The 24,560-nt window shown below is 28.1% G+C and carries 24 protein-coding genes, 3 pseudogenes, 1 riboswitch and 2 other annotated features; of the genes and pseudogenes, 3 read left to right on the top strand and 24 right to left on the bottom strand.

Features of this window, described 5'->3' with window-relative positions; genetic code table 11:
* The first annotated feature begins 75 nt into the window (after window positions 1-75).
* Together JJC02_07815 and JJC02_07810 are read left to right on the top strand one after the other, a co-directional pair.
* Entirely contained in the window at window positions 76-393 is a 318-nt protein-coding gene (locus JJC02_07815; GenBank protein ID UDN56058.1) for a transposase, read from the top strand.
* Window positions 351-1,247 (top strand): IS3 family transposase, encoded by an 897-nt coding sequence (locus tag JJC02_07810; protein ID UDN56401.1) that lies wholly within the window; start codon window positions 351-353, stop codon window positions 1,245-1,247. The genes JJC02_07815 and JJC02_07810 overlap by 43 nt, the downstream gene beginning before the upstream one ends.
* Before the next feature lie 158 nt (window positions 1,248-1,405).
* Here the strand turns inward: JJC02_07810 and JJC02_07805 are convergent, their stop codons facing one another.
* The 5 genes from JJC02_07805 to JJC02_07785 all read right to left on the bottom strand — a co-directional run bounded on the left by JJC02_07805 (window position 1,406) and on the right by JJC02_07785 (window position 4,705).
* A complete protein-coding gene (locus JJC02_07805) occupies window positions 1,406-1,708 on the bottom strand; it encodes a PTS sugar transporter subunit IIB (GenBank protein UDN56057.1) in 303 nt (100 codons plus the stop codon).
* Between the two features lie 138 nt (window positions 1,709-1,846).
* Window positions 1,847-2,479: a thiamine phosphate synthase gene (thiE, locus tag JJC02_07800; protein ID UDN56056.1), complete on the bottom strand. Its 633-nt coding sequence runs from the start codon at window positions 2,477-2,479 to the stop codon at window positions 1,847-1,849.
* A gap of 20 nt (window positions 2,480-2,499) precedes the next feature.
* Entirely contained in the window at window positions 2,500-3,291 is a 792-nt protein-coding gene (gene thiM, locus JJC02_07795; GenBank protein ID UDN56055.1) for a hydroxyethylthiazole kinase, read from the bottom strand.
* Window positions 3,292-3,314: 23 nt separating this feature from the next.
* Window positions 3,315-4,109, bottom strand: coding sequence for a bifunctional hydroxymethylpyrimidine kinase/phosphomethylpyrimidine kinase (thiD, locus tag JJC02_07790; protein ID UDN56054.1), 795 nt, complete (start codon window positions 4,107-4,109; stop codon window positions 3,315-3,317).
* A gap of 100 nt (window positions 4,110-4,209) precedes the next feature.
* A riboswitch (TPP riboswitch) is annotated at window positions 4,210-4,302 on the bottom strand.
* Window positions 4,303-4,393: 91 nt separating this feature from the next.
* Window positions 4,394-4,705 carry a GIY-YIG nuclease family protein gene (locus tag JJC02_07785; GenBank protein UDN56053.1) on the bottom strand — a complete coding sequence of 104 codons (312 nt, stop codon included), beginning with the start codon at window positions 4,703-4,705 and terminating at the stop codon, window positions 4,394-4,396.
* A 334-nt stretch (window positions 4,706-5,039) separates the two neighbouring features.
* Here JJC02_07785 and JJC02_07780 point away from each other — a divergent pair, with 334 nt between their 5' ends.
* Window positions 5,040-5,909, top strand: a complete 870-nt coding sequence (locus JJC02_07780) for a methionyl aminopeptidase (protein UDN56052.1) — start codon at window positions 5,040-5,042, stop codon at window positions 5,907-5,909.
* A gap of 53 nt (window positions 5,910-5,962) precedes the next feature.
* On the opposite strand, the gene JJC02_07775 is transcribed toward JJC02_07780, so the two are convergent.
* The 19 genes and pseudogenes from JJC02_07775 to JJC02_07685 all read right to left on the bottom strand — a co-directional run bounded on the left by JJC02_07775 (window position 5,963) and on the right by JJC02_07685 (window position 24,088).
* Window positions 5,963-6,151: a ferredoxin gene (locus JJC02_07775; GenBank protein UDN56051.1), complete on the bottom strand. Its 189-nt coding sequence runs from the start codon at window positions 6,149-6,151 to the stop codon at window positions 5,963-5,965.
* 160 nt (window positions 6,152-6,311) lie between these two features.
* Window positions 6,312-6,902: a serine O-acetyltransferase gene (gene cysE / locus JJC02_07770; protein UDN56050.1), complete on the bottom strand. Its 591-nt coding sequence runs from the start codon at window positions 6,900-6,902 to the stop codon at window positions 6,312-6,314.
* A 26-nt stretch (window positions 6,903-6,928) separates the two neighbouring features.
* The gene (gene cysK / locus JJC02_07765; protein UDN56049.1) at window positions 6,929-7,837 is read right to left on the bottom strand and encodes a cysteine synthase A; all 909 of its coding nucleotides are present in this window, start codon (window positions 7,835-7,837) and stop codon (window positions 6,929-6,931) included.
* A 198-nt stretch (window positions 7,838-8,035) separates the two neighbouring features.
* Window positions 8,036-8,254: pseudogene (locus tag JJC02_07760) on the bottom strand (potassium-transporting ATPase subunit C).
* Window position 8,255: 1 nt separating this feature from the next.
* A pseudogene (locus tag JJC02_07755) lies at window positions 8,256-8,374 on the bottom strand (potassium-transporting ATPase subunit KdpA).
* 293 nt (window positions 8,375-8,667) lie between these two features.
* On the bottom strand, window positions 8,668-9,003 hold the full coding sequence (locus tag JJC02_07750; GenBank protein UDN56462.1) for a hypothetical protein: 336 nt from the start codon (window positions 9,001-9,003) through the stop codon (window positions 8,668-8,670).
* Window positions 8,994-9,353, bottom strand: coding sequence for a hypothetical protein (locus JJC02_07745; protein UDN56048.1), 360 nt, complete (start codon window positions 9,351-9,353; stop codon window positions 8,994-8,996). Before JJC02_07745 ends, JJC02_07750 begins: the two co-directional genes overlap by 10 nt.
* A gap of 17 nt (window positions 9,354-9,370) precedes the next feature.
* Window positions 9,371-9,586 (bottom strand): annotated as a pseudogene (gene tnpA / locus JJC02_07740) (IS200/IS605 family transposase).
* Between the two features lie 477 nt (window positions 9,587-10,063).
* Complete coding sequence (locus tag JJC02_07735) at window positions 10,064-10,690, bottom strand: YitT family protein (protein ID UDN56047.1); 627 nt, start codon at window positions 10,688-10,690, stop codon at window positions 10,064-10,066.
* A 371-nt stretch (window positions 10,691-11,061) separates the two neighbouring features.
* Window positions 11,062-12,024 carry a sugar ABC transporter substrate-binding protein gene (locus JJC02_07730; GenBank protein UDN56046.1) on the bottom strand — a complete coding sequence of 321 codons (963 nt, stop codon included), beginning with the start codon at window positions 12,022-12,024 and terminating at the stop codon, window positions 11,062-11,064.
* A 23-nt stretch (window positions 12,025-12,047) separates the two neighbouring features.
* Window positions 12,048-12,998: an ABC transporter permease gene (locus tag JJC02_07725; GenBank protein UDN56045.1), complete on the bottom strand. Its 951-nt coding sequence runs from the start codon at window positions 12,996-12,998 to the stop codon at window positions 12,048-12,050.
* A 22-nt stretch (window positions 12,999-13,020) separates the two neighbouring features.
* The gene (locus tag JJC02_07720) at window positions 13,021-14,517 is read right to left on the bottom strand and encodes a sugar ABC transporter ATP-binding protein (GenBank protein UDN56044.1); all 1,497 of its coding nucleotides are present in this window, start codon (window positions 14,515-14,517) and stop codon (window positions 13,021-13,023) included.
* 12 nt (window positions 14,518-14,529) lie between these two features.
* Window positions 14,530-15,714, bottom strand: a complete 1,185-nt coding sequence (locus tag JJC02_07715; GenBank protein ID UDN56043.1) for a hypothetical protein — start codon at window positions 15,712-15,714, stop codon at window positions 14,530-14,532.
* Window positions 15,707-16,657: an N-acetylglucosamine kinase gene (locus tag JJC02_07710; protein ID UDN56042.1), complete on the bottom strand. Its 951-nt coding sequence runs from the start codon at window positions 16,655-16,657 to the stop codon at window positions 15,707-15,709. The genes JJC02_07715 and JJC02_07710 overlap by 8 nt, the downstream gene beginning before the upstream one ends.
* A gap of 1 nt (window position 16,658) precedes the next feature.
* Window positions 16,659-17,753 carry an ROK family protein gene (locus JJC02_07705; GenBank protein ID UDN56041.1) on the bottom strand — a complete coding sequence of 365 codons (1,095 nt, stop codon included), beginning with the start codon at window positions 17,751-17,753 and terminating at the stop codon, window positions 16,659-16,661.
* A gap of 437 nt (window positions 17,754-18,190) precedes the next feature.
* Window positions 18,191-19,456: a histidinol dehydrogenase gene (hisD, locus tag JJC02_07700; GenBank protein ID UDN56040.1), complete on the bottom strand. Its 1,266-nt coding sequence runs from the start codon at window positions 19,454-19,456 to the stop codon at window positions 18,191-18,193.
* Between the two features lie 243 nt (window positions 19,457-19,699).
* Window positions 19,700-20,191 carry a hypothetical protein gene (locus JJC02_07695; GenBank protein UDN56039.1) on the bottom strand — a complete coding sequence of 164 codons (492 nt, stop codon included), beginning with the start codon at window positions 20,189-20,191 and terminating at the stop codon, window positions 19,700-19,702.
* Between the two features lie 116 nt (window positions 20,192-20,307).
* On the bottom strand, window positions 20,308-21,525 hold the full coding sequence (locus tag JJC02_07690) for a homoserine dehydrogenase (protein UDN56038.1): 1,218 nt from the start codon (window positions 21,523-21,525) through the stop codon (window positions 20,308-20,310).
* Between the two features lie 84 nt (window positions 21,526-21,609).
* Window positions 21,610-21,845 (bottom strand) — a binding site (T-box leader).
* Between the two features lie 63 nt (window positions 21,846-21,908).
* Window positions 21,909-22,149: a binding site (T-box leader), on the bottom strand.
* Window positions 22,150-22,231: 82 nt separating this feature from the next.
* Window positions 22,232-24,088: a PAS domain-containing protein gene (locus JJC02_07685; GenBank protein ID UDN56037.1), complete on the bottom strand. Its 1,857-nt coding sequence runs from the start codon at window positions 24,086-24,088 to the stop codon at window positions 22,232-22,234.
* Between the last annotated feature and the right edge of the window lie 472 nt (window positions 24,089-24,560).

Below are 24,560 nucleotides of genomic sequence, written 5' to 3'. Positions count from 1 at the left end.
CCCCTTATAGTAGACATTTAAATAAAAGGCTATTATAATAGGTCTAAAAAGCGTATACTCTAAGGGGGTTTTTCTATGTCTAAAAAACACAAAAAATATAGCAAAGAACTTAAACTAAAAGCTGTAAACTTATATATAAAAGAAGGATACTCATCATACAAAATTGCTGAGATGCTGAATATAAGAAGCAAAACACAAGTTCAAAACTGGGTAAAAGATTATAAAAATAAAGGTAAAACTGCATTTAATGATGAAACTAGGGGCAGATTTAAAAATATTAGTCTAGAAAATGATAATAGAAAATTTAAATCTGTTGAAGAAGAATTGAAGTACTTACGCATGGAGAATGAATTCTTAAAAAAGTTAAGTACCCTATTGGACAAGTCAAAGTAAGCGATAAATTTAAAACAATTAAACTTATGTCTAGGAAGTATAGTATTTCTAGTATGTGTAAGTTGATAGGTGTGTCAAGAAGCGGTTACTATAAATGGCTAAGTTATTCTAAAAAATCTTCCGATAGGGGTATCAAAGATAGAATTATTAAGGATTATATAATTGAAATACATAAAAAATATAGAGGAACTTACGGTAGAAAAAGAATTTGTACTTATTTAAATAAAATACTTGATAGCCCTATTAATCATAAGAGAGTATATAGGTTGATGAAAGAACTAGGTATTAAATCTATTATTAGAAAGAAAGTATATAGACGTAAGTTTAAATCATATGAGATATATGATAATATATTAAATCGTGAATTTAGAGCTAATCAACCATTAGAAAAAATTTGTATGGATATAACATACATACCTATCGGTAAAAAATTCTTATATATGAATGTAGCCAAAGATTTATTTAATGGTGAAATAGTGGCATATGAGATAAGTACAAAAATGGATACTAAATTAGTTAATAATACAGTAAATCAACTAATAAATATGAATTTAGCTAAAGATTGTATTTTACATACAGATCAAGGTTCACAATATACAAGTAGATCTTACTCTAAAAGGCTTAAGGATAATGGTATTATACAATCAATGTCCCGAAGGGGCAACTGCTGGGATAATGCTCCCATAGAAAGTTTTTTCAGTCATTTTAAATCTGAATTAATATATTTAATTGATACTACAGATCCAAAGAAAATGATTAGTCTAATAAATGATTATATTTATTTTTATAATAATGAAAGAATACAATTAAAAAACGGAATGAGTCCGATTGAATATCGAACTCATTGTGCGTAAAGATAGCCTTTTTTAAGTCTGTCTACTTGACAGGGACATATCCAAAATAGAGATAAGTCTCTTTTTTATTGTTAAAATGATGAAAATATATTTGATTTCATACAAAAAGAGTGCCTCATGAACTAAAAAGTTCATTTTGAGACACCCTTTTTTATTATTTATTTTAATATTTCTAAAACTGAATTTAACACAGCATGACCATTACAAGTACCATAGTTTACCATATCTATTATAGACACTGGAGCTCTATCTCCAACTATAGATTTTACGTCATCAAACATAAATCTAAGTTGTGGTCCAAGAAGTAAAATATCAAAGTTACCAAGTTCCGATTCTATATTTCCTTCTCCAACTGCCCATATTTTACAGTCTATATTTCTTTTTTTTGCATCCTTCTCCATTTTATTTACCAATAGAGTAGAAGACATACCTCCAACACATACTAACAATATCCTAATCATTCATGACTCCTTTTTAATCAAATCTACATATATCTTGATTAAAAAGTATACGTAGAAAAGTTTATCATTTATAACTGCTTAAATTTTACTCTTAGATTATATCAAATTTTCCCATTTTTTTCACTACCAATGCTAATTTTATATTTTTAATATCCACTTTTCTACTTCTTTAGATATATCTTCAGCTTTTAGTATGGCTGATATTATAGCATACCCATCACTATCTAAACATTTAAGTTTATCTACATTGTCTAATTTTATACCTCCAATTAGTACAAATGGTATATCTACTTTTTCTCTAATTTCTTTAACAGTTTCAAATGAAGCTGATTTTGCATCTAATTTAGTAGATGTCGTAAATATAGACCCTACTCCTAAATAATCTGCACCATCATTTTTTGCATGAATAGCTTCTTCTAAAGTCCTTGCTGATACACCTAGTATCTTATCGTTTCCTATAAGTTTTCTAACTTCTCTCGCATCAATGTCACTTTGACCTACATGCACTCCATCTGCATCACAGATAAGTGCTATATCCACTCTATCATTTACTATAAATTTAACTCCATATCTTTTAGTTATTTCTCTAAGCTCCATAGCTTTTTTTAAAAACTCTCTTCCAGAAGTATTTTTTTCTCTAAGTTGTACAGTTGTTATTCCAGAAACTATTGCATCTTCAATACATTTGCAAAAATCTCTCCCTTCAAGCATTTCAGAGTCAGTTACTAAGTACAACTTTAAGTATTTTTTTAAATATTCTTTATCTATCATTTTAAATCTCCTCTTACACTTTATTCATTTAAAAATTCAATACTAGAATTTTTACTTAAAGTATCTATGTCCATTTGATAAACAGCGTTCATAAGATTTTCTTTAAATGTCCCTATTGGTGGATTATTTAAATTAGCCAATTCTCCACTTAAAGACATTGTAAGAACACCCATTGTTGCTGCTTCTAATATATTATCAGTAACAGCCATAAAACTTGCAATCAAGCTAGCAGTCATACATCCAGTCCCTGTAATTCCTTTTAATTTATTAGTTCCATTGTTTATTTTATATGTACTTTTACCATTAGTTATTATATCTGTTTTCCCAGTTGCTACGATTATACATTCAAGCTTTTCAGAAACCTTTCTTATTATATCAGTAGAATCTTCTTCTTCATCAAATGAATCTACACCTTTCCCCCTTACATCAAAACCACCTATAAACTTTATTTCTGCCATATTCCCCTTAACAACATTAAATTTGACTTCATTTAAAAGTCTACTTGTAAGTTCTGCCCTAGCATTGCTTGCAAATACTCCAACTGGGTCTAATATAACAGGTTTATTGTACTTATTTGCTGCTTTTCCTGCTAATAAAAATAAATCTAACATATTTGAATTCATAGTTCCTATATTTATTACTACAGAGTTTGCTATACTTACCATTTCTTCTACTTCCTCATATGAAAAACTCATAAGAGGACTTGCTCCTATAGCTAAAGTTACATTAGCACAATCATTTATAGTTACATTATTAGTATAATGAATTACCAATGGATTTAGTTCTTTTACGTCCTTAATTAAATTATACATATTCTACCTCCAACAATTTTTTATTATTCAAATTTATAAAAATGATGTACTGGCCCTACTCCATGCCCTATATCAAAACTTCTTTTTATTGCTTCTGTTATATAGATTTTACTTAAATTTACTGCTTCTGTCATTTCATATCCTAATGCTAAATAAGATGTTATTGCAGAAGATAATGTACATCCTGTTCCATGTGTATTTTTTTTATCAATTCTTTCGCTTTTATAAACTTTAAATATATTTTTACCAACTAAAATATCCACTGCTTCTCCATCTAAATGACCTCCTTTCATAAGTACAAATTTAGGTCCAAGCTGTAGTATTTCTTTTCCTACTCTATTCATATCATCTACATTATGTATTTTTATTCCTGTAATTTCTTCTGCCTCTGGTATATTTGGTGTAATTATGTATGCAAGTGGTATCAAATGTTTAATTAAGTTTTCTTTTGCCTCTGGCTTTAATAGATAATATCCACTTTTAGATATCATCACTGGGTCTACTACCAAATATTTTGGACTGTATCTCTTTAGATTCTCAACTATTTCAAGTATAATTTCAGGGCTTGAAACCATTCCTATTTTTACAGCTTTTGGAGGTATATCTTCAAATACTGCCTCTATCTGTTTTTTTATTATTTCCTTACTTAAATCTTCTACAGCAAAAACTCCTTGAGTATTTTGTGCTGTTATGGCTGTTATTACACTCATGCCATAAGTTCCAATTGCACTAAAAGTTTTCAAATCTGCCTGAATTCCAGCTCCTCCAGATGAATCTGACCCAGCTATCGTAAGCGTTGGTATCTTATAATTGCTCATTATTTCCTCCTAAAGTTTAATTTAAATAATCTAATTAAAAAAGCCATACCTACAATAGGTATAGCTTAGAAGTCGCATATATCATAAATAATACATACTTAAGTTTTATACTAAGCTTTCCTACGCTGGTATTATCCAGATCAGGTGTAAGGGTCGGTATTCCTCTCAGCTCTTGGCTCCCCTAGCTATTTTAATTTATATATTTATAACTTCATTATATTACAATAGTATTTATTGTCAAGTTTTTACACAATATACACTCACTATAAAGCTACAATAGAGATTTATGCTAACTCTTCTAGTTCTTTTCCAATAACATAATCATATTTATTGTCAATTAAATCTATAAGTACATCTGGATTTTTTATTATAGACAATTTTTTATTTCTAGTTAATTTTTTTATATAACATTCCAGTTTCATTGCATTACTTTTTGTATTGGTTGCAAAATAAATTTCTAGTTTTTTAAATCCTTTCGCTCTTGTATACTTTGAATTAATTCCCGACTTATGTTCATTCATTCTTCTAACTATATCACTAGTATATCCAGTATATAGAGAATCATCTTTACATCTTATAATATATGTAAAATACATCTTAAATCACATCCTTAAGTTAAATATATGAATATTATATTATAAAATTGATAAGAATGCTGTTGATTTTACATAATATTTATTCTTAACAGTAATTCTAATATATATGTATAAAACATACTTCACATAGGTCTAATACTAAATTTTGGACATAATAATAATTTAACTATACCCTCTTCATAAATGATGGTAAGATGACAATTTATATTTTTAATAAAATACTATCATTAAAAGATTTCTTATTATTTATGTTATAATATTCATAATGGCTATATTTTAAAATAGTTTATGTAAACCATAATTTAAATAAATAATAGAAAAAGGATGAAGAGCTATGAAGTTGAATAGAAATGATAGTTGTTGGTGTGGAAGTACTAAAAAATATAAAAAATGCCATATGGATATGGATAATAAAATAGATTCATTTGCAAAGCTAGGTCATATTGTACCAACTCATGATATTATTAAAAATCCAAAACAAATTGAAGAAATAAAAAAGAGTGCAGTAATAAATACAAAGATTTTAGATTATATTTCAGATAAAATTGAAATTGGAATGTCTACAGAAGATATAAATAAATTGGTTCATGACTTTACAGTACAAAATGGAGCTATTCCTGCTCCACTGGACTACAATGGATTTCCTAAGAGTGTATGTACATCAATAAACAATGAAGTGTGTCATGGTATTCCTAGTAAGGACATTATCTTAAAAGATGGAGACATTATAAATGTAGATATTTCTACTATTTTTAATGGATACTATTCAGATGCTTCAAGAATGTTTATGTTAGGTAATGTTAATGAAAATGCAAAAAAACTAGTTCAAGTTACCAAAGAATGTGTTCAAAAAGGTCTTGAGGCTGCTAAACCATGGGGGTTCTTAGGCGATATAGGTGATGCTATTAACTCTTATGCAAAAAAAAATGGCTACTCTGTTGTTAGAGAAATTGGTGGGCATGGAGTTGGCTTAAGCTTTCATGAAGACCCTTTTGTAAGTTACGTATCTAAAAAAGGAACTGAGATGTTATTGGTTCCTGGAATGATATTCACAATAGAACCTATGGTAAATGAAGGAACTCACGAAATTTTTATTGATGAAGAAAATAATTGGACTATCTATACAAGAGATGGTAAATTATCTGCTCAATGGGAGTGTATGGTTTTAGTTACAGAAACAAGTGTTGAAATATTGACTGAATAAAAGACAAATGCCTATAAAAATTGAATCTTCAATTTTTATAGGCATTTGTTTTATTAATGCACATCTATTGCATCAACTGGACAGCTTTCTCTAGCTTCTGCTGCTGATTCTTCAGCATCACTTGGTACTTCGTCAACTATAACATGTGATTTCCCATCATCCTTCATATCAAATACTTCTGGACATATTGATGGACATAATCCACAACCTATGCAAGTATCTTGATTAACATTTGCTTTCATAATAAAATCCTCCTAGACGCTACAAATTTAAAATCTTGTTTATCAAAGATTGATGAACCAAAACTTTAACATTCAGTTCTTTTTTATTATGCCCTCAAATTTGAAAAAAATACCTTTTAAAAATAATTTTTATAAAGTTTATTTTATAGTTATAGCAAAGCTATATATAATATACATTGTCTAATTCATAATGCTCATAGGCTACTTCTTTTTTATTCTTTTTTACAGGTTCTAGGTTTCTTATTTTTACTATCTTTGCTGGTATACCAACAACTGTTGCATCATTAGGTACATCCTTAACAACAACCGAATTTGCACCAATTTTTGAATTTGAACCTATATTTAAAGGTCCTAGTATTTTTGTTCCAGCACCAATTAGTACATCATCACCAACAGTTGGATGTCTCTTTCCAGTATCTTTTCCTGTAGCTCCTAAAGTAGCTCCTTGATATATTGTTACCCTATTACCTACTTCAGCTGTCTCCCCAATTACAACACCCATTCCATGGTCTATCAATATACCTTCACCCATTTTAGCACCAGGATGTATTTCTATACCAGTCATAAATCTGGATATCTGGGATATTAATCTTGCTGTAAAAAGCATCTTCTTTTTATAAAGAGCATGAGCCATCCTATGCAATATCATTGCATGAACTGATGGATAAAGTAAAAAGACTTCTATCTTAGACCTAGCTGCTGGGTCATTTTTCATTATATATTCAATATCTTTATTTATTTTCTTAAACAAAGTATTCACTCCCTCAAATAAAATTATTAAAATATTCCCATCGACATATACTTATCAACTCCATCTGGAGCTACTGTAACTATCTTTTTATCTGGATACTTTTTTGCCATTTCTATAGCACCAAATATATTTGCTCCAGAAGAGATACCTACTAAAATTCCCTCTTTTGCTGCAAGTAATTTAACTGTATCAAATGCATCTTCATCATCTACTAATATTACTTCATCAACTACACTAGAATCATAATTTTCAGGAACAAAGTTAGCACCTATCCCTTGTATTTTATGAGGTCCAGTCTTGTTTTCTGATATAGCTGGAGATTTTTTTGGTTCAAGTGCAACTACTCTTATGTTTGGATTTTGTTCTTTTAAATACCTAGCAGTTCCTATTAAAGTACCACCTGTTCCTACTCCACATACAAATATATCTAAATCTTTAACATCATTCATAATTTCAACTGCTGTTGTTTTATAATGTGCGTTTGGATTATCTCTATTTTCAAATTGTTTTAAGCTTTTATAGTTTGGATTTTCTTTTAAAAGTTCATTTGCCTTTTCTATAGAACCTGCCATTCCAGCTTTACCATCTGTAAGTACCAAATTTGCTCCATAAGCCTTCATTAAATCTCTTCTCTCAACACTCATCGTTTCAGGCATCACGATTACTACTTCATATCCTTTTAATTTTCCTATCATAGATAATGCAATACCAGTGTTTCCACTAGTTGCTTCTACTAATACATCTCCCTTTTTTAGTTCTCCTCTTTTCTCTAACCCTTCTAACATTTCATAAACTGCTCTATCTTTTATACTTCCTGCTGGATTTACTTTTTCTAATTTTACATATATGTTAGAACACCCGTTAGTACAACCTAAATTATTCAGCCTTACTACAGGTGTGTTTCCTATCAACTCTAATGCGTTATTATATAACATACTATTTCCTCCTACATTCCTAAATTTATTATCAAATTGATAACGATAAATATATTATAGTATTATCATTTTGATAATGCAACCTTTTTTTGGATTTTATACTTATAATAGATTTATTCCAAATATTAGTAATATTCAAATAAAAAAGTGAAAATCATTATCGATTTTCACTCTTTAAACTTTAAGCTTTAGACTAAATCACGTATAATATTTTGTTACTAAAACTCCAAAAAGTTTTTTGGAAGTATTATCATCTACAATTTTTTGTAATTTATTTTCTGATATTCCTGACACTTTTGCTATAGCAGGTATCTGAACCTTTGCAGAGGCTGGACTTATATTAGAATCAAGTCCTAAACCTGATGCTGTAAGTAAATCTGTTGGTATATCTTCTTTTTGTACAGTTGGATTATCTTTTTGTTATATTCCAAAACATAGTGTTATCTCCTAAACCTTCAAATCCTGAACCATTATTGGCTGCTGAAGATGTAAATTCATATAATACTTGAATCCATGGAATCCAGGATTTGAAATTCCTTCAAACCCTGCTGGTACTGCTACTGAAAGACCAGAGAACATTAGTTGGTACTAACCCTCCTAAAGGAGTTAGTGTATCATGCATATTATTAACTGTACCTGTTCTGAAACTCCCACGCCTAAAGGCATGGGGTTCTTAGGTACTACATGAATTTCTATAATACTCTCAGTTACAATAAATCATAACCTACAACATATTATCACTAATCATATTCCCTAAGACTTTTATTAACAAAGTATCTGTCGACACCATTAACATTAATATTAGGCTCGTTTCTCAACCTATATAGTTTTTATATCCCCATACTAGATATTAATTTATAGCCATTTAATTTTAATTTCTTTAATCTACTTATTTCTTTATCATGTAATACTTTAAAGTTATCATATGTCTCAATACACAATTCTCTGTTGATTGATTTTAAATTTTCATTAACATTCATTATTAAAAATGCAGAATAGCAATCTCTTTGAATATCCACACCCTTATTCCATCTCTCTTTTAATTCCTTCTTATTGTACTCATCTGAAAAGTGATTATATTGACTAGCTCTACATTTAGCAGTATCTATCTTATATAATTTTTCACCATTATATTTTAACTTATTGTCTAACATAGTCAAAAACATTGATGGTGCTTTATTTGCTTACTAAAAGCATTAAAACATCTTGTGGCTATTTTCTGAGATATAGCAGAATGTAATTTATAATATTTACAAATAGGTTTAACAAAATTATGAAGTGAATACTCTGTCAAATTATATTTCTTAGTAATATCATTAAATATTTTATTTCTATCTTTACCCTTATATTTACAATTTGCTTGATACTCCTTAGATTCTATCATGTGGTTATACCTTTTAAATAGTTCTGATAAACATGAATTATATACTTTTCTATACTTATCAAAAGTATTACATATAATATCTTCTTGAAACTTTTCTGTCTTTAATTGTAATGTTAATATATAATTTGACATAATATTCACCTCACTTTCTAATATCTTGTTTTCTGATTTTCTACATATTTTTTAATAGTTTCACTACATACATTTTCTGCTGTAGATACAAAATAACTTCTAGTCCATAAACTAGGCATTTTTGATAATTCAATAAATTCTTCTCTTAATATTTTACTTGTATAACCTTTTATATTTTGCATTATATCAGAAGGACTTAAAGTTGGAAGACTATTTAAAAACATATGTGTATGTGTCAATACTTTTTATACACTATTTGTGCTATCCATCCCACACCTAAATGAGTGGGCTTTCCGCACTAGGTTGTAAATTTTTTTCAGTTTCTTTCCCACACCAGTCAGCAAGTAACTTCACGGAAACAAATCCTACAAGTAACAATGCTATCATAACTATATCCAACATTTTAGCTCCTCCATTTAATTTCTTTTACAAATTTTAGTTTTGTATTGCTACTTCATTTATCTTATCATTTTAGGTATAAAGATAGGATTAAGAAACATCTGTTACTGATTAGTATTTCGTAAATATAAAATTGAGTTTTTAAAATATACATCTAGCAACCATATTCCCAGACACTCCAACACAATTCTATATTTTAGATTTGTAAAAATCTAGATGGGATTATGCTTTCTATAAATATTTAGACACAAAAAAGGTGGCAAATTTGCCACCCCCTAATAAAATTTAAAGTTATTTAATTTATATTAACATTATGGAACTATATCATTACTCATATCCATATCCAAACTTTTACCATGATAATAAATAAAATCAATTACCTTTCCACTAATTGTAACAGCAATCAAAGAGTAAAAAATGTCAAAAGCTGATAGATAAAATAATGATAACAACAATACAATAACATCTGTTGCTAAATAAACTTGCCCTATGTTCAAAGATGTAGTCTTAGAAATTACTAATGCTAAAGCATCGTCTCCTCCTGATGCACAACCTGCTTTTACTACTATACCTACACCAGTTCCAACAGTTATACCTGCCAAAACAGTTGATAAAAGCATATTTTGTGATTGTGGTACTAGAGGTCCTATAGCTTCAAATAAGTCGTATAGCATTGAAAAAGTTATAGAAGCTACTATTGAATATATCAGGAATTTTTTACCGAAAAATTTATATCCTACTAAAAGTAGTAAACCATCTATTACAACATTTGCTATTGCTGGTTGTATATTGAATAAATTTTTTAACAGTAGTAAAATACCTAACACTCCACCTTCTGTTATGTTGTTTAAATAATAAAAATTGTAAACTCCAAATGCTAATATTGCTGAACCTAAAAATATAAGTCCAATCCTTTCTAAAAATAACCGCCTGGCCATATATATCCCTTCCTTTTTCTGAATTTATATATATTATATACAAAAGAATTGGCTTTGTATACAGCACTTTTTAAATTTTTAATTATACAAAATTTCTATATTTTTTTCAACAATTTTTTTATGTTTTTTTATGTTTTTTTAATACTCCATCTATACCATAGTAATTTCAATGCCTTAGACGTTTTCCTTTTTTCTATAAGTTTATATTAATTTTACTTATAATTTAGTATAGTTAAGGCTTTGTTTATATTAATTTTTTATTTGTTTAGAAATACTATTCAATAATTTATTACTAAATTAAATTTAAAAAAGAGTTACTTTAGAAACTATATAAAGTAACTCTGAAAATTTTATTTACTATCTATAATACTTTACCATTCACCCTTGAACTCTGAAATATTGTCCTTGTTAACTTCAACTTGTTTAATTTGTGTGACAGGTTCTACTTTTTCACCTTTAAGGAACTTAGATACTTTTTCTACGACTAATCCTCCTTCTTCAACAGCAGACATATAAGTTGTACCATCTATTAATCCATCAGTTATAGCTTTTAATCCATCTTTACTTCCACCCAAACCTATAACTTTAACTTTATCTTTAAGACCAGCATCTTTTAAAGCTTGTCCTGCTCCTGTAGCAGAGTTATCATCTTGGCATATTATAACATTAAAATCAGTTTTCTTTTGAATTAAATCTTCTGTTACTTTTAAAGCTTGTTCTTTCTCCCAATTTGAAGTTTGATTATAAACTATTTTTATATTACTATCTTTTAGTTCTTTTTCAAGCCCTTTTTTTCTTAATACTTGTGGAGTAGTTCCTGGAACACCTTCTATTAATACAGCCTTTCCACCAGCTTCTCCTAATAAGTTTTTAGCAATTTTACCTGTCAATGCTCCAGTCTCTTCCTCATTTTGTCCTATATACGTAACTAAACCTTTAAATTCTCCAGTTGGGTTACTTCCTATAGAATTTGTAAATGCTATTATAGGAACATCTGAATCATTAGCAGCTTTAACTATTCTCTCACTTACAGCAGAATCAACTCCACATAATGCAATCATATCTACCCCCTTAGCCATAAAATCTTCTGCCTGTGATAATTGTTTACTAGCATCCCATTGAGCATCTGCATATTCTACACTTACACCTAATTCTTTAGATTTTGCATCTATACCTTGTTTAGTTGCTACAAAGTAACCTGTTGAACCTGGCAGTAATACTGCTATTTTCTTCTCTCCCTCTTTTCCTTTGCTACCACTATTTGAACATCCAACTAAGCTGAATATCATAATAAGCGATAACAATAATGCTAAATGTTTCATTAACTTTTTCATAAAAAAATTCCCCCTATTCTTTTTTATCTTGAAGCAAGCTTTTTCTTGCTATAAGAATCAAACCCAACTGCTGCTAAAATTATTAATCCTTTAAATATGTACTGGAAGTATACATCTATTCCAAGAAGATTAAAACTGTTGTTTATAACACTCATAAGTAATACACCTATAACAGTTTTAAGTACAGAGCCAGAGCCTCCTGCTACTGATGTACCTCCTATTACTACAGATGCAATTGCATCCATATCGTATCCTTCACCTGCAATCGCAGTGGCAGTTCCAAGTCTTCCAGTTAGCACAATACCAGCTATCCCTGCAAGTATAGCATTAATAATAAATACTTTTATTTTATGAGAATCTACATTTATACCATTAAGTTTACTTGCCTCTTGATTACCTCCTACAGAATAAACGTATCTACCAAACTTAGTTTTATTAAGTACAATAAATGAAGCAAATACTACTATAAAGAAAATTACTACTGGTATTGGTATATTAAACAAATATCCATTTCCAATGTAATCAAGTATTGGTATATTTTCAGTAATTGGATATCCTCCTGTAAGCATCAATAGTAATCCTCTTACAATAGTGACCATAGCCATAGTAGCTATCAGTGATGGTACATTTATCTTTGCAACTACTATCCCATTGATTAATCCTATTACTGCACAAATTGCTATACCTAAAATCATAGATACAAACAAATTAGTTCCACCAGTTGCAAATTTCATTGTTATAGCACCTGCAAGAGCTGCTACTGCTCCAACTGATATATCAAAGTTTCCAGATATTATAACAAAAGTCATCCCTGCTGAAATTATTCCGATTATAGAAGATTGTCGTAAAAGATTAAGTATATTTTGTTTACCTAAAAATGATGGAGTTGCAATACTTATAGCTATACATAAAGCCAAAAAACCTAGTAACACTCCATAATCTCTTAAATTTAATTTCTCAAAAGCTTTCTTCATCTCAGTCCTCCATTTTCATTTTTTATACATTAAATATACTGTTCATTATGTCTTGAACTTTTATATTCTCATTTTTTAAATCATCTACAATAGAACCTTCTCTAGTTACTAAAATTCTATCACTTACTCTTATTACTTCCTCTAAATCAGAAGATATAAATATTACTCCTATTCCTTTACTAGAAAATTCCTTGATTGTATTGAAAATATCTTCTTTTGCAGCAATATCTATTCCTTTTGTCGGCTCATCATATATTATTAAATCTAAATCTTTCTCTAACCATTTAGAAACTACTACTTTTTGTTGATTTCCACCACTAAGCTCTTTTACCTCTTGCTTTACATCACTAACTTTTATTCCTAATTCCTTGACACCTTTTTTAGAAAACTCAATTTCTCTATTTCTATCTACAAACAAGAATTTCTTGAATTTATCAATTTGTACTGATGCTGAATTTGTATATATAGCTTGTTCTAAAATTAATCCTAGATTTTTTCTATCTTCAGGAATCAATCCTATTTTATTTTTTATAGCAACTTTAGGAGAAGTTATGTCTACTTTTTTACCATTGATAAAAATATCTCCACTATCTTTATTATCTATCCCAAATATCAAGTTTATAATTTCAGTTCTTCTTGAACCTACAAGACCTGCAAGACCTACAACTTCTCCTCTATAAACTTTAAATGAAACATTTTTTATTTTGTTAGACCAACTTATATTCTTAACTTCTAGTACTGGAGGTTCTTCATACTTTGCAAATGTATAATCCTTCTTCTCAATAAGTTTGTGATTATCGTTTCCTGTCATAAGTTGAGTTATTTTTAATTTAGTCAAATCTTTTACATCATAAGTTCCAATCATAGTCCCATTTTTCATTATACTTGCACTATCACATACTTTAAAAACTTCCTCTAATATATGAGAAATATAAACTATTGTTTTACCTTTAGACTTTAATCTACTTATTATTTTAAATAGCCCATCTTTTTCATTATTAGTAAGTGATGTTGTCGGTTCATCCATTATGATAATTTCAGAATTACACGAAACAGCTTTCATTATCTCAACCATTTGTTGATTTGCTACACTTAAATTAGAAACTACTGTATGTGGGTCTATATTAAAATCAAAATCTTCACAAATTTTCATATACTCTTCGAGCATATCTTTCTTATTTAAAAATACAATTCCTTTTAAAGTTTCTCTACCAAGGAAAACATTTTCAAGTACTGTAAGTGTTGGTATCAGGCTTAATTCTTGATAAATTATACTAATCCCATTTTCTTTAGAATGATGTGGATTTTTAAACATTATTTCATTATCAGATAAAATTACTTTACCTTTAGTTTGAGAATGGACTCCTCCTAAGATTTTAATAAGTGTAGATTTTCCTGCCCCATTAGCTCCCAAAAGAGCCCTTACTTCACCTTTTTCTAGCTCAAAATTTATCCCCTTTAAAACATCTACCTTTCCAAAACTTTTATATATTTGTTGCATTTCCAATATTTTACTCACTATATCACCTCACTAATTCCTAAACCATTTTATAATTTCATCAATATTTTCTTTTGGTGCTGATAACAAATCCCAAGATAAAACATATCCTTTTACTACTGTCTTATTTATATTTGAAATATTTTCACTTATGTATTTAGGTGTAACAGGAGCTATAATTTCTTTTTTATTTATTTCAATTCCTACATATATCTCTATATTAAGATTTTTTGTCATAAAACCGATTTCCTCTAGTACAAATTTTATAGGATATATATCTCCCTCATACTCTCTAATTCCTAAAATATCTAAGAAATTTCTTTTTACAATCTCTTTATTTTTATGTACGGATTCATCAATCATCCTTTCAAACTCAAATGGTAACCCAGCTGGAGCTTTTGTAATTCTATACATCATTGGTTTTATAAAATCTGCTACTTCTTGTAATTTTTCTAAATCTTGACCTACAAAGTAAGAAATAAAAGGCGAAAATGTATCTATACCTATTTTCAATCCTTTACTTTTAAAATAACTACTTATCTCTAGTAATGCCTTGTATATATTTTGATTTTTTGTTTCAAAAAAATCTTCCCATATTTTATTTTTAAATTTGTATTTTCCATTAACGTATTCTATTATACCAAATGGAGTATCTTCATTATTTATAACTCCATTAGACACACTATTCATTTCTATCATTAACGACTTTTTATCAATATTATTTTTTTCATATATATTTAAACAATCCTTACAAAAACAATTAAAAACACCATTTAGTTTATTCGAAAAAGAGCCATACCTTATTTTATCTAAAAAAATTCCATCAAACTCAATTTCACTAAAATAAGTACTATATATTTTCTTTATATTTTCTATATTTTTCCTATTATTTGGGCAATAAAATTCAAAATTTTCATCTTCTTGTAAAGCATAGCCCTTGACTTCCTTTCCAGTATAATCAACTAGTAAATTACTTTTTTCAAGTAATCCTACTTCTGAAAAGCATGGTAACCAAAGGTATAATTCAACATTATATTTATTTAATAGTTTTTTAGTTTCTACATATAATTCTTCATCCACACTCCAACCCATAATAACCTTTTCTACATCAATGCAGTCCAGTAATTCTAGTAACTTACATTTTATATCATTAAATTTTATTTCTTTATTTTTAAAACCCCCAGTAAAAATTTGTACTATTACTTTTTTTCTATCCATGTTTGACCCTCCTATTAGCTAATGCCATAGCAAGTCTTATACCTCCATATACGGGCTGATTTTCTTGAAGTATAAAGTTTAAATTTTTATCTATATTTTCTGTTTTTAAATTATTCATTAACATTTGAGCATATACAGTTTTATTTAACGTACCACCAGACAAAACTATATTTATTTCGCTTTTATCCCTTTTCATTGAATTAGATATTTTACTTAATATTACTTGAGCTAATTTAGACAGTTCAGTTGATGACTCTCTTAATATTTCAATAGCCAATTTGTCACCTTGTTTGGCACAATCAATCACTAATGAAGCTAAGTTTGCTATTTCAACATTATTATTTATCTCAGTAATCATATATGTAAGTTGCTCAAAACTATTTGCTCTAAAGAAATCCAAAACACAATTAAATAAGTCACTATACTCATGACATTCATCACAATAAAGTAAAACTTTCTTTAATAATTTTCTTCCTATATCATATCCAGAACCCAAATCGCTAAAATTGTATCCCCATCCACCAACTCTATATATTTCTCCATCTTCTTTAATTCCTAATATAATTGAACCTGTACCAGCTACTATTACTAGACCAGGAGCATCAGTTTGTGCATAAAAAGCTAAGACTGCATCATTTACTAGATATATTTTTTCTTTATTAATCCCAATTTTTAATATTTCATCCATTATAATCTTATAATCATTAGGAGAATCATACCCAGATATACCAAATACAGTGTACTCAATATCGTCATAATCAATATGCAAATCTTTTAATATTTTTTCAAATCCATTATTAATATTTTCATATGTTTTATGAATTCCAACTGACTTATAATTAGTTGAACCAGTGGTATGTTCTTTAAGTATGTTTCCATCTAAATCACTTACACAAAATTTAGTTTTTGTTCCTCCTCCATCTATTGAAATCAAATATTTCACATTAATATCCTCCTTTTTTATTAGATAAGGAATATTGATAGTCAGTTTCTTTTAAACACATACTAATTACTCCATTTATACTTCCTTCTCTCAATGACTCCACTTTTATTAATTTAGGAAAATTTTCTTCTTCAACACTCTTACTTACATCTTTTTCTATAAATTCCATGTCAGTCTTAGTCAATATACTGCATTGTATAATCATAGCTTGAGGATTTAAGACACATACAAGAGTTCTTACGAAATTTGATATTATAGATAAAAGTTCTTTTTTAAATTTATTATCGTTACTCTCTAAATATCTTTTTCTTAAACTCATAATATAATCTTCAAGATTTAAATTATTGTAGTTGTACTTACCAAACTCTATATTTAGGTAACTTAATTCTCCAGCAAAATTTGTATAACCTAAATATAATTCACCATTTATAACTATACCTGAGCCAATGCCATCTTCTAAATACATAAGAGCCATATTTTTATATTCGTCTTTATACTGTTTTTGATAAATTCCTATAGTAGTAATATTTGTATCGTTTTCTATAAATACTTTAGTATTGTATTTACTCTTTATTAAATTTTCTAAATTTATACCTTCCCAACTTTTTATAGTTGGTATATTTTTAACTACACCTTTTTTTACAACTCCTGGGACGCCAATCCCAATAGCTCTTATATTGTTTCCTTTTACCTTTTTGATTAAAGTATCTATAACAAAAAAAGTATCTTGGTTAACGTTTTCATACGTATCCATTCTTATATTAAATTCTTCTTGATAAATTATTTCACCTAATAAATTGGCAACTACCCCTATACAACTATTTCTATAATAATATAAAGCTATTATGTGTTCTAAGTTTGCATTTATTTCAAATAATTGAGCTCTTCTTCCTCCAGTAGATTCACTCAATCCACTTACTTTAACTTCATTTTTCAAAGCTAATTGCTCTACAATCTTATTAACTGTAGCTAAACTCAATTCAGTAATGCTTGAAATTTCTGGTTTTGTTATAGGACCCTCATTTTTTATAATATTTTTTATTAAATCTTCATTTACTTTTTTTATCGTTTGTGGTTTTCCAACTATATTTTTCATAAACAACACCTTACTTTATAAACTTTATTTATTAAGTTTAGTATAATATTTACAGGTTAAATTTGTCAATAAATTTTCAATAAAAACTTAAAATTAAATTTATCTATTGTCCGCTTCATAATTATTCTTCCTGACTAAATTTTACTGTTCCTATTCTTTTCATGACATAAATACACATATTATACTATTGACTAAAATAAAATATCGTCATACAAAACCAGTTGCAATTATCTGCCTGAATATATATAATAAAAATGTAAATTTGTCATTGAACTCAATCTTAAAAGTGGAATCAATGTTCAGTAGTATTATCCCCTCATATACAGGTATAAAAGAAACGCCGACGACCTATAAAATATAGTGTTTATTCAGGTCGGCGGCATTTTCCTATCCTTTATCTAATACGAAATCTAGATTTACAATAGCAGAATTTTATACTATTTTTTAAATCTAACCTCAGCTGCCTTTGCATGTGCATATAAGCCCTCTTCTTTTGCTAGCTTTTCAGCTACAGGTGCTAATGATTGTATAGCCTTTTCATTAAATATCTGCTTTGTACAAGTTTTTATAAAAGTTCCAACCCAAACACCACCAGTATACCTTGATGCTTTAAGTGTTGGTAATGTATGATTGGTACCTGAAACATAGTCACCAAATACCTCAGCAGAAAGATTTCCAATAAATAAAGAACCATAGTTCGTTAATCTATCACAAATATCATCATACTTATTTACTGCAACTTCTAAATGTTCTGGTGCATAAAAATTACTTATTTTAATGGCTTCCTCTATATCATCAACCAGAATTATCTCTCCATTATTTTCCCATGAACTATATGCTATATCCTTCGTTGGCAAATCTTTTAGCATAATTTCTATATTTTTTTCAACTTCTTGCGCTATTTCTAAACTATTTGTCAACAATATACCTCTTGCATTTAAATCATGCTCACATTGTGCTAATAAGTCAGCTGCAATATAAACTGGATTTGAAGTTTCATCGGCTATTATAAGAACTTCACTTGGACCAGCCACAAAATCAATTCCTACTTGACCATAGCATTGTCTTTTAGCTTCAGTTACAAACTTATTTCCTGGACCTACGATTATGTCAACTGGATTAATTTTTTCTGTACCATATGTAAACGCTGCTATAGCTTGAACTCCCCCAGTTGCATATATTTCGTCAGCCCCTGCTATATCCATGGCTACCAATGTTTTAGGATTTATATCTTCAGTATTTTTCATAGTTGGTGAACATGCCACTATTCTTTTTACTCCTGCGACTTTTGCAGGTATTATAAGCATAAGAGCTGTTGAAAACAATGGATACTGACCACCAGGAACATATGCAAGACATGACTCTATTGGAATATTAGTTTGCCCTAGGATTACACCTGGATAAATTTCCTTTTCAAAAGAGCTTTCAAAGCTTGATTTTTGAGCCTTAGCAAATTCCCTTATATTTTCAGCAGCAATCTTCAAGTTATTTATAAATTCGTCATCTACATGCTTATAAGCTTCTTTTATCTCTTCTTTAGTAATTCTAAATTCATTTCTTGTATTTCTATCAAACTTCTCATTGTATTTTTTAAGTGCAACATCTTTATCTCTTCTTATATCTTCTATTATAGAGCTTACTTGCTCTCTTAAAACTTTTTCATCTACCTTTTCTTTCGTACTTGATATTTTAATACTCTTCATTTTTTACCTCCTAGTTTTTCAATATTATTCTCATTTAAGATATATCAATAAATAAAAACTCCCACCCTCTATTAAAAGCCAGAGGATAGGAGTCTAATCATATTGTACTCGCCTCACTAACTGAGCACTATTTGTCTAATAACTATACTTATATTTCTTCTAATCATTAATGTTTTTCTGAATTTTCTCTTTATTATACATAATATGATATATTTTAACTATTGATTTGTCAATGAAATTCTTTTATTTTCTACAGCAGTTACAATTACATTTATGGCATTTATGGCAATTATTATTGTTTCCTCCATTATTTCCACTTCTTCTAGATTCACATTCCATACCTTTATCAAATAGTCTAGCAGCTTCTGCTAAAGATTCTATTCCCTCATAATTGTACTCTGAATATTCATCCCAGTATTTTTCTGCTTTTTCCCATAATTTTCTAGCTTCACATTCATATGCTAATGCTTCTTTTTTTCTTTCTGCAGATTCACAAAACGCTTCTCTAGCTTCTCTTTGTCTTCTTTCAGCTTCTCTTCTAAATTGTTCACAATTTCTAGGTCTATTTTCTCCTGAATTTGAACCTCTTCTTTCTCTACCTTCGTCATATTCTTCTCTTTCATATTCTTCTCTTTCATATTCTTCTCTATCATTTTTGAACCATTTAGCTGTAGATTCTCCTCTTTCATACCAATCTTCTGAATAACCACCATTTGCATATTTTTTATTTTCCATATAACATATCTCTCCCTTTAATTTTAATTTTTTTATGAGATGTTTTGTTTCATCTCATACTATATAGTATTAAAATATTCAAAATATGTTACATACAAACTTATATTTTTTCTTTTTTAACCTATTTTCAACATTTTATTCATTTTTTCGCAATATCCTTTATCCTTTATCAGACATAAACTGTTGTTTATTTCATATTCAGAGTCAGCATAAACCATAATAGCAAGTTCATCATCATCATTTAAAACATCGAATTTTACTAAGCAATTCTCAACTATGTCTAGAATTTCATCTTTATTACATTTTTTAAATCTAAGAAGTGCTCCACACTTTTCTCTAACTATTTTATTAACTTGTATTTTATCTTTAGTAAAAGAATCTATACTTGAAACTCTATTATCTATTATATCTATAATATCTGAATAAACTGCACTTCCTGTTGCTAAACTTCCAGCTCCTTTACCTACAAAAGAAACTTCTCCTACTGAATCTCCATTCACTATGACAGCATTAAACTCATTGTCTATTCTAGCAAGAATATTGTCTTTTTCTACTAAAACAGGTCTAACAAAAGCACTTACTTTATCGTTTTCATACTTACTTTGACCAATTAATTTTATTTTACAATTTAATTTTTTTGCATATTCAATATCTTTTTCATCTATATCTGTAATTCCTTCTAAATACACATCTTTCCAATACACTCTATTATCATAAGCTAGAGTTGATAATATTGATAGTTTTCTAGCAGCATCATACCCTAGTACATCAGACTCTGGATTTGCTTCAGCAAAACCTAATTCTTGAGCCTGTCTTAAGGCCATATCATAAGATAGATTCTCATCATACATTTTAGATAATATGAAGTTAGTAGTTCCATTTAAAATAGCATTTATACTATCTATGTTATTTCCTTCTAGTGATTCTATTATTGGTTTTAATACTGGTATACCTCCTGCAACTGAAGCTTCAAATTTGATACTTACTTTATTTTCACTGGCTAATTTTGCAAGTTCATCTCCACATTCAGCTAACAAATCTTTATTTGCTGTAACAACATGAATTTTATCATTTAACGCTTTTTTAATATAAGATAATGTTGGTTCTAAACCACCCATAACTTCAACAAGTATATCTATATCTTTATTAAATATATCATCTATATTATTAGTTATTATATTAGAGTATTTTTTTCCCTTATGTTTTTCTAAATTATTAACTAAAATTCCAACTATTTCTATGTTTCTTTTTGCTTTATTATTATCTATTATATCTATAAGTCCACTTCCTACAATTCCATATCCTAGTACTCCAATTTTTACTTTATTCTTCATTTTATTTTCCTCCTAAATTTATAATTTTCCGATTTTTTTTTATTTTCAATCTTTTATTGCAATAAAAATAGACTCATCCCTATACAAAGGGACGAGTCCATACTCGCGGTTCCACCCAATTTGATTTTATCATTTATTGATAAAATCCACTTTAGACTTTAACGCAGTTAACGGTCAGTCTTACTAAAACTTTTTAAAGCAACTTCAGACCACAGCTCCTAGGTAGTTTTCAATTTCTCAAACTTAGAAAGTCTTTCAGCCTGTGAACTTTCCTCTCTGATAGTCGAATTAAATTTACTCTTCCTATTCATCGCTTTTTTATTTTATAATTATTATAATTACTATTTATATTTTTAAATAACAAAAAACTCTCATCCTTATAACATAAGGACGAGAGTATTATTCCCGCGGTTCCACCTAATTTAGTTTTCATCTATTATGAAAACTCACTTTACACTTTAACGCAGTTAACGACTATTCTTACTAAAATCTACTGATACAGATAACTTCAGAAAGTAGCTCCTAGGTAGTTTTCAATCCCTCTAATTTAAAAAGTCTTCCAGCCGATGGACTTCTCTCTCTGGCAATCGAATTAGATTTACTCTTCCTATTCATCGCTTTTTTATTTATTATGTTGTAATTTATTTTAAACCCTTATAAATCAATTGTCAATACCTTTTTAAAATTTTATTTTTTATACTTAAACTTATAAATCCGAAAATTCTATTTCTAATTTTTTACTTAGTTCATTGCTGATTTCTCTTTTATAGTTGTATTTTTCAATATTATTTTTACTTCTAGCAGGCAATGAAACTATAAATTCGCTTCCAATACCAAGTTGACTTTTTAAAGATATACTACCCTCATGCAACTCAACCAAAGATTTTACCAATGAAAGTCCAATTCCACTTCCTTTAACTCTGTAGGAAAGTTCATTGTCAATTTGTTCAAATCTATTAAATATTTTATCTATTTTTTCTTTTGGTATACCTATGCCACTATCTGATATTTTCATATTAAATACATTATCCTTCACATATAAAAATATGTTTATTTTTCCATTTTCCTTATTGTACTTAATTCCATTAGAAAGTAAATTTAATATTATTCTTTCCAATTTTTCTGAATCAAATAGCATTGAAAATTCTTCTATTTCTGTATCAAATGTAAGCTGTATATTATTTTGACTTGCAAAGTCAGCTACAGACATGCATATATCTTCTATAAATGCAATTATGTCAGATTCTTCTGGGCTAAAATCCAAATATCCTGACTGCATTTTTGTAAAGTCTATAACATTATTTACTAACCTTAGTATTCTATTTCCATTCTGTTTTATTATACCTAAATTTCTTTTTAAAGTATCATTTGATTCTATTAAATCTGCTTCTTTTTTTTCTATAACTTGTAATGAAGATGATATTAAATTTATAGGTGTTTTGAGTTCATGAGATAAATTTGCAAAAAATTCCATTCTAGTTTTATCAATTTCCTCTTCTAGTTTTTTTCTTCTACTTATATCCCTTGCTGTTCCAATTATTCCAATGACACTTCCATAGTTATCAAAAAATGGTCTTTTTGTAATCTCAATACACTTGTTTTCCTCATTCCTATTTATATTTAATTCAAATGTAACTACTTTTTTATTTTCAACTACACCCCTATCACTTTCAAATATCTTATCTATTAAAGCTTCCTCTTCTGATATTTTGTAACTATTCTTTCCTAATAATTCTGCTTTATTCATACAAGCTAAATTCAAAAAACCTGAGTTAAATCCAATGTAATTTCCATACACATCTTTATAAAACATATTCTCTGGAATTGAATACTCTATCATTTTCATTAAATCTTTTGAGTTATAATTTTTATTACTGTATCCACTGTATATTATATTGTCTATTATCCCTATAGTACCTAAAAGTTCATCTTCATCATACAAAAAATATTTTTCAACCATAAAGAAAGTTTCTTCATATTCAAGGAGGCTTTGTAAAAATTTTTTTTTACTAGATACTCCTTCTCTATAATCATCTCCAAACAATTTGCCAGTACTCTCTCCCCATACTTCGATATCATTTTTCCCAAATATATCTTTTGTCGTTTTAATGTTGTTATTTAATATTGGTATTAAATTTTCACTGCAATCTATATATATGCCTTCTTCATCTTTAATATAGGCTACTTTATCCTTTTTATCAAGAGAATCTATTATCTGTCTATAATCAAATACAATTTTACCAAAATACAAAATTATGTATGAATCCCCTATTATCTGTTTTTTTATGTTTATCCAAGTTTTAAGTGTTGGAATGTATCTTTTTATACAATCTACCTCATCTGAGAACAACTCTTTGAAATATTTTTTAGACTTAAATACAGGCAATATATCTAATATATTTTTATCACAACTACCTTCTTCTAATCGTAGTAATTTGCCCATACCCTTACTTATATATTCAACTCGATATTCTATATCTCCTTGTCTCTTTATAATTCTACAATATAAAAAAGGTACAGGTATATTTTTTATAAAACTTACATATTTATTATGGGTATCCATATTCTAACCACTACCTCTCAATCTTATTTACACTAATACTCCTTAAGTAATTATATGACAATTTTCTATTAATTATAACATATTTTATAAGGTATACTTGTGAATAAATTTAATTTTATGTAATTTATTATTTGTTTATAATTATTTGTGTCGCTTTTTTCCAAAATCTAATTATAGTAACTTGTTCTAGTGCCTGTGGGTAATTGGAGATACAAGCACATATAAAAATACAGGACTAAATCCTGTACTATTTGAAAACACAGATATTAACTCATCAGGATCATAACCTTTATTTGGTATATTTACCATTCCAACCAATGGATATACTTATCCTTTAAAGATATAGTCTCTTCACTCTTTTGCTCTATTTAACACTTTGCTTGTCAATAGTCATCCTTTTAAAGATGATTATAAATTAAAATTATCTCATAAAATAAAATTTGTCAAGTTGTATTAAAAATAAAAAAAGCCC

The organism is Clostridioides sp. ES-S-0054-01, assembly GCA_021561035.1.
Taxonomy (GTDB): Bacteria; Bacillota; Clostridia; order Peptostreptococcales; family Peptostreptococcaceae; genus Clostridioides.
The sequence above is the reverse complement of the archived record's forward strand: the minus strand, read 5'-3'. Positions and strand labels throughout refer to the sequence as shown.